This is a genomic window from Streptomyces sp. IBSBF 3136 (genome assembly GCF_036815105.1).
Classification (GTDB): domain Bacteria; phylum Actinomycetota; class Actinomycetes; order Streptomycetales; family Streptomycetaceae; genus Streptomyces.
Genome location: NZ_JAJSZC010000328.1, coordinates 1 through 6,599, shown reverse-complemented (window position 1 = coordinate 6,599; position 6,599 = coordinate 1). Strand labels below are relative to the sequence as shown.

At 74.9% G+C, this 6,599-nt stretch carries 4 protein-coding genes; all 4 read left to right on the top strand.

Annotated features, from left to right (window positions below; genetic code table 11):
• Nucleotides 1–1,980 (top strand): endo-beta-N-acetylglucosaminidase (locus V7E45_RS37785; protein ID WP_443056343.1); only part of this gene is annotated, 1,980 nt, incomplete at its 5' end.
• Nucleotides 1,981–2,013: 33 nt separating this feature from the next.
• On the top strand, nucleotides 2,014–5,034 hold the full coding sequence (locus V7E45_RS37780) for an alpha-mannosidase (protein WP_333778797.1): 3,021 nt from the start codon (nucleotides 2,014–2,016) through the stop codon (nucleotides 5,032–5,034).
• 116 nt (nucleotides 5,035–5,150) lie between these two features.
• Nucleotides 5,151–5,621: a DUF4231 domain-containing protein gene (locus V7E45_RS37775; protein ID WP_333778796.1), complete on the top strand. Its 471-nt coding sequence runs from the start codon at nucleotides 5,151–5,153 to the stop codon at nucleotides 5,619–5,621.
• The coding region (locus V7E45_RS37770; protein ID WP_333778794.1) for an aldo/keto reductase at nucleotides 5,618–6,599 on the top strand (982 nt) is incomplete at its 3' end. The genes V7E45_RS37775 and V7E45_RS37770, both read left to right, overlap by 4 nt.

The following is a 6,599-nucleotide window of genomic DNA, read 5'->3' as shown; positions in this document are numbered from 1 at the left end:
GTGCCCGCCCTCGCGGCCGGCCGGCCCCGCGCCACGGCCTCCCCGCCGTACGCTTCCTACTGGTACCCGGACTCCCTCCCCGCCGGCAGCCCCGGCACCGGGATCACCTGGCGGAGCCTGAAGGCGTGGCGTGCCGCCGACGACCCCGACCTCGCCTTCAACGCCGCGTCGGTTCCGCTCGCTGCCCGCTTCACCCCGGTCCCGGCGAACCCGACCGCCCGCGCGGGGCAGGCCCGCGTCCAGGCCCTGGTCTCCTTCGGGCCCACCTCCGTCAACCCCTCCCAGGGCGCTGCCGACGCCGACTACTACGCCCTCACCCACTGGGCCTATGTGGACGAGCTGGTGTTCTGGGGCGGCTCGGCGGGCGAGGGACTGATCCTGGCGCCGAACGCGCCGATCGTGGACGCCGCCCACCGGCACGGCGTGCCCGTCCTCGGCAACGTCTTCCTGCCGCCCACCGCCTACGGCGGTCAGCTGCGGTGGACCCGCGACCTCGTCCAGCAGGACGCCGCCGGGCGCTTCCCCCTCGCGGCCCGACTTGTCGCGGTGGCCGCGGCGTACGGCTTCGACGGCTGGTTCGTGAACGCCGAGACCGGCGGCGGGAACACCGCGCTCGGCACCGCGATGCTGGGCTTCGTCAAGGAGCTGAGGACGCTCGCGGCCGCCCGGGGACAGCGGGTGACCTGGTACGACGCGATGACCGTCAACGGCACGATCGCCTGGCAGGGCGCGCTGGACAGCCAGAACCAGGCCTTCTTCCAGGCCGCCGACGACATGTTCGTCGACTTCCGGTGGAGCGCGGGCACCCTCGCCGCCTCGGGGACGAGGGCCGGACAGCTGGGGCGCAGCCGGTACGACCTGCGGGCGGGCGTCGACGTCGAGTCGAACGGCTCGGACACCCCGGTGGACTGGGACGCGATCGTCCCCACCGGCAGACCCCACATCGCCTCCATCGGCTTCTACCGGCCCGAATGGACCCGCGAGCACCTGCCGGCCGACCGGCGCGCCCCCGCCGACTTCCACGCGGCCGACGACCGGTTCTGGACCGGCCGGTCCCTGGACCCGGCGCGACCGGACGCCACCGACCCGTGGCGGGCGCCCGCCGTGTCGGTGGCGGACCGCTCGACGGTGTCCTCGGTGCCGTTCGCGAGCGTGTTCAACACCGGGCACGGACTGCGCTGGTACGAGGCCGGAGAGGTCACCTCGGACGCCCCCTGGAACCACCTCGGGCTCCAGGACCGGCTGCCCTCGCGCCGTTGGACGGTGCGGACGGCGGGTCAGCGGCCCACCGTCACCTTCGACTTCGACGACGCCTGGCGGGGCGGCAGCAGTGTGCTGGTCGCAGGCGCCCAGGACGGGCCCGCGGTGCTGGACCTGTACGCGACCCGGCTGCCGATCACCCGGAACACCGTGGCCGAACTGACCTACAGGGCGGAGGCCGGGGAGGCGGACGTCGAGCTGGCCGTGGCGACCGCCGAACCCGCGGCGGCCGGGGCGGCACCGCCGTACCGGTACCTGCCGGTGGACCCCGGCGGCGGGGCGTGCCGCAGGGACTCCGCCCACGGCTGGCGGACGGTGGAGCTGCCGCTCGCCGGTCTCTCCGGCACCGTGCACGCCCTCGGGGTCCGAATCACCGCGGGCGGAGGGCCGGTGCGCTGGCGGCTGGGCGCGATCGCCGTCCGCGACACGGCCGGCCCGCCCGCCGTACCCGCCGCACCCACCGGCGCCCGCGTCACCGCGGCGAACGGCGGCGACCTGCGCCTCGCCTGGAACGCCGCCCCGGGGCCCGTCCGCCACTACACCGTGCACCGCGTCCTGCCCGACGGCACCCGCCGCTTCCTCGGCGGCACCTGCCAGCGCGCCTTCTTCGTCGCCGGCCTGCGGCCCGAGCAGGGCGAGAGCGCGGCACGGTTCGAACTGCGCGGCGTGGGGGAGCTCTACAACGCCTCGACTCCCGTGACCGTCACCCACACCTGGTAATCACCCCGGACACCCCAGCAGGGAGCACCCCACATGCATGACGACCGCACTCTGGTCGAAGCCCGCCTCCGGCGCGTCCTCGACGAACGCATCCGCCCCGCGGTGTACCCCGAGTCCGTGCCGCTGCGGGTCGCCGTCTGGCACGCCCCGGGCGAGCCGGTCCCGGTCGAGCGGGGTCTTGCGGCCGAGCCGTCGCCGATCGAGGTGGGCGCCCGGTGGGGTGCCCCCTGGGGCACGAGCTGGTTCCGGGTGACCGGCACCGTCCCCGAGGCGTGGGCGGGCCGGACCGTGGAGGCCCTGCTCGACCTCGGCTTCGACGAGAACATGCCCGGCTTCCAGTGCGAGGGTCTGGTCTACCGGCCCGACGGCACACCGGTGAAGGGGCTCAACCCGCGCAACCAGTGGGTGCGCGTCGCCGCCCCCGCCGCCGGCGGCGAGGAGGTGCGCCTGCACGTCGAGGCCGCCTCCAACCCCGTCGTCCTCGACTACCACCCGTTCCGGCCCACCCCGCTCGGCGACCCGGCCACCGCCGGGCACGAGCCGCAGTACACGCTCGCCCGCATGGACCTCGCCGTCTTCGACGAGACCGTGTGGCAGCTGGTGCTCGACCTGGAGGTGCTGGGCGAACTGATGGCCGAGCTGCCCGAGGACTCCGCGCGCCGCCACGACATCCTGCGCGCGGTCGACCGGGCGCTGGACGCGGTGGACCTCCAGGACGTGAACGGCACGGCGGACCGCGCCCGGGAACGGCTCACCGGGGTGCTGGCCGCCCCCGCCGTGCCGTCCGCCCACCGGATCAGCGCCGTCGGGCACGCGCACATCGACTCGGCCTGGCTGTGGCCGCTGCGCGAGACGGTGCGCAAGGTGGCCCGCACGACGTCCAACATGACCGCGCTCCTCGACGACGAGCCGGACTTCGTCTTCGCCATGTCCCAGGCGCAGCAGTGGGCGTGGGTGAAGGAGCACCGGCCGGAGGTGTGGGCCCGGGTGAAGAAGGCCGTGGCGGGCGGGCGGTTCGTGCCGGCCGGCGGGATGTGGGTGGAGTCGGACACCAACATGCCGGGCTCCGAGGCGATGGCCCGTCAGTTCGTGCACGGCAAGCGGTTCTTCCTCGACGAGTTCGGCATCGAGAACGAGGAGGCGTGGCTGCCCGACACCTTCGGCTTCGCCGCCGGACTGCCGCAGATCATCAGGGCGGCCGGCTCCAAGTGGCTGCTGACGCAGAAGATCTCCTGGTCGCGGACCAACAGGTTCCCGCACCACACCTTCCGGTGGGAGGGCATCGACGGCACCCGGATCTTCACCCACTTCCCGCCCGTCGACACCTACAACTGCTCTATGAAGGGCGGCGAGATCGCCCACGCGGCCCGCAACTTCCGCGACAAGGGCCGCGCCCGGCACTCGCTCGCGCCCACCGGCTGGGGCGACGGGGGCGGCGGCACGACCCGTGAGATGGTCGCCAAGGCGGCCCGGCTGCGCGACCTGGAGGGCTCGGCGACCGTCGCCTGGGAGACGCCCGCCGCCTTCTTCGCGAAGGCCGAGGCGGAGTACCCCGACCCGCCGGTGTGGGTCGGCGAGCTGTACCTCGAACTGCACCGCGCCACCCTGACCAGCCAGGCCAAGACCAAACAGGGCAACCGCCGCAGCGAACACCTCCTGTACGAAGCCGAGTTGTGGGCTGCCACCGCCGCCGTGCGCACCGGGTTCCGCTACCCGTACGAGGACCTCGACCGGATCTGGAAGACGGTCCTGCTGCACCAGTTCCACGACATCCTGCCCGGCTCCTCCATCGCCTGGGTGCACCGGGAGGCCCGGGCGACGTACGAGCGGGTCGCCGCCGAGCTGGAAGGGATCATCGGGGCCGCGCAACGGGCGCTGGCGGGCCAGGGGAACACCCCCCTGGTGTTCAACGCCGCCCCGCACCCGCGCGCCGGCGTCCCGGCCGGCGGGGCCGCGACGGCGCGGACGGAGGCCGCGACGACGCTCCTGCCCCGCCCGGACGGCGGACACGTCCTGGACAACGGCCTGCTGCGGATCGAGATCGACGCCCGCGGCCTGGTCGTCTCCGCCCGGGACCTGACGGCCGGGCGCGAGACGATCGCCCCCGGCGCCGCGGCCAACCTGCTCCAGCTGCACGCCGACTTCCCGAACATGTGGGACGCCTGGGACGTGGACGAGTTCTACCGGAACACGGTCACGGACCTCACGGACGCCGACGCGGTGACGGCGGGCGAGGACGGCTCCTCGGTGCGGGTCGTACGGTCCTTCGGCGCGTCCCGGGTCACCCAGGTGCTTTCGCTGCCGCCGGGGGAGGGGCGCCTGGTGCTGGACACGGAGGTCGACTGGCACGAGACGGAGAAGTTCCTGAAGCTGGCCTTCCCGCTCGACCTGCACGCCGAACGGTACGCGTCCGAGACGCAGTTCGGGCACTTCCACCGGCCCACGCACACCAACACCTCGTGGGAGGCGGCCAAGTTCGAGGCGTGCAACCACCGCTTCGTGCACCTGGAGGAGCCCGGCTGGGGCGTCGCGGTCGTCAACGACTCCACGTACGGCCACGACGTGACCCGCACCGTCCGCACCGAGGGCGACCGGGGCACGACCACCACGGTCCGGGTGTCGCTGCTGCGCGCCCCGCGGTTCCCCGACCCCGAGACCGACCAGGGCGTGCACCGCTTCCGGCACGCGCTGGTCCCCGGCGCGCGGATCGCCGACGCGGTCCGCGAGGGCTGGCGGATCAACCTGCCCGAGCGGCGCGCGTCCGGAGCGGGGGCGGTGTCCCCGCTGGTCACGGTGGACAACCCGGCGGTCGTCGTGACCGCCGTGAAACTGGCCGACGACGGCAGCGGCGACGTCGTGGTCCGCTTCCACGAGGCCCACGGCGGCCGGGCCGCCGCCACCCTGGACCTCGGCTTCCCGGTCACGGACCACGCCGTGACGGACCTGCTGGAGCGGCCGGCCGGCGAGGGTGAGCCGCCCGCGCGCGACGGCGACCGGATCACCGTACGGCTGCGGCCCTTCGAGCTGATGACCCTGCGGCTGCGCAGGGCGTGAGACGACGGCGGGCGGGGCGCCGACGGGGACCCCCGGCGCCCCGCCCCGGCTCGTCCCCGCCCGCCCCGCGCCGTCCGGGCTTCTCCCCGGGCGGCCGCAGCCGCGATGATGTGCGGATGAGACGAAGAAGGGTCCCCGACCACTCCTGGGCCTCGGAGCCGGACCCGCTGCTGGCCCTGACCCAGCGGGAGTTGGCGTTCTACGCGCGGGCCTGCGACCGGGCCAGGCGGCTGCACCACGTCACCGAACTGGGCGCCCTGCTCACCACGTCGGTGACGGTCGTGGCCGCCGGTCTGCACGCCCCCGCCTGGCTCACCGCGCTGATCGCGGGCGGCGCCGTCTTCTTCACCGGCATGCGCCAGCTGTACGGCGCCGGGTCGCGCTGGGTGCTGGCCGCGCAGGCGAGGGAGTCGCTGCGCCGGGCACTCGACCGCTATCTGCTGCTGCCCGCGGCCGAGCGGGACGCGGCCGCCCGGCAGGCGCTGCAGAGCGTCGTCGAGGAGGTCGGGGCGAACGAGCTGCGCGCCTGGTCCGAGACGCAGGGCGGCCGTCCCGAAGCGGCGCCGCTGCCCCCGGTCCAGGCGTGAGGAGCCTCGGCCGCAGCGGCGTCGAGGTGAGCCCGCTGGGCTTCGGCGCCGCCGGGATCGGCAACCTCTACACCCCGGTGGACGACGAGTGCGCGCACGAGGCCGTACGCGCCGCCTGGCAGTGCGGCATCCGCTACTTCGACACCGCGCCCCACTACGGGCTCGGCCTGTCCGAACGGCGCCTGGGCGCGGCCCTGCGGGAGTACGACCGGGCCGCGTTCACCGTCTCCACCAAGGTCGGCCGCCGCCTCGAGCCCGCCGACGGCATCGGCGACGACCTGGCACACGGCTTCGCCGTCCCGGCCCGCCTGCGCCGCGTCCGGGACTTCGGCGCCGACGGCGTCCGCCACACCCTGGAGGCCAGCCTGGAACGGCTCGGCCTCGACCGGGTCGACGTCGTCTACCTCCACGACCCCGACGACCATGCCGAGCAGGCGTTCCGCGAGGCCTACCCGGCCCTGGAGCGGCTGCGGTCGGAGGGCGTCGTCGGCGCGATCGGCGCGGGCATGAACCAGGCGGAGATGCTCACCCGGTTCGTCCGCGACACCGACGTGGACGTGGTGCTCTGCGCGGGCCGCTACACCCTGCTCGACCAGAGCGCGGCGCGCGAGCTGCTGCCCGAGGCCGCCGCGCGCGGCGTGTCCGTGGTCATCGGCGGTGCCTTCAACTCGGGCCTGCTCGCGGATCCCGGCCCCGCGGCGAGGTACGACTACGGCCGCGCGCCCCGGGAGCTGGTCGAGCGCGCACAGCGTCTGGCGGCCGTCGCCGAGCGGCACGGCATCACGCTGCGCGCCGCCGCCCTCGCCTTCTGCGCCGCACACCCGGCCGTCGCCACTGTACTTGCCGGCGCCCGCTCGGCCGCCGAAGTGCACGACTGCGCCGACCAGTTCGGCACCCCGGTCCCGGCCGCCTTCTGGCGCGAACTGCACACCACCGGCCTGCTCACCGAGGACGCCCCCGACGACACCGGCGACGGCC

What these genes read in the sequence shown, in the direction of transcription:
- V7E45_RS37780 (WP_333778797.1), top strand. Translation starts at nt 2,014, where the DNA reads ATGCATGACGACCGCACTCTGGTCGAAGCCCGCCTCCGGCGCGTCCTC.
- V7E45_RS37775 (WP_333778796.1), top strand. Translation starts at nt 5,151, where the DNA reads ATGAGACGAAGAAGGGTCCCCGACCACTCCTGGGCCTCGGAGCCGGAC.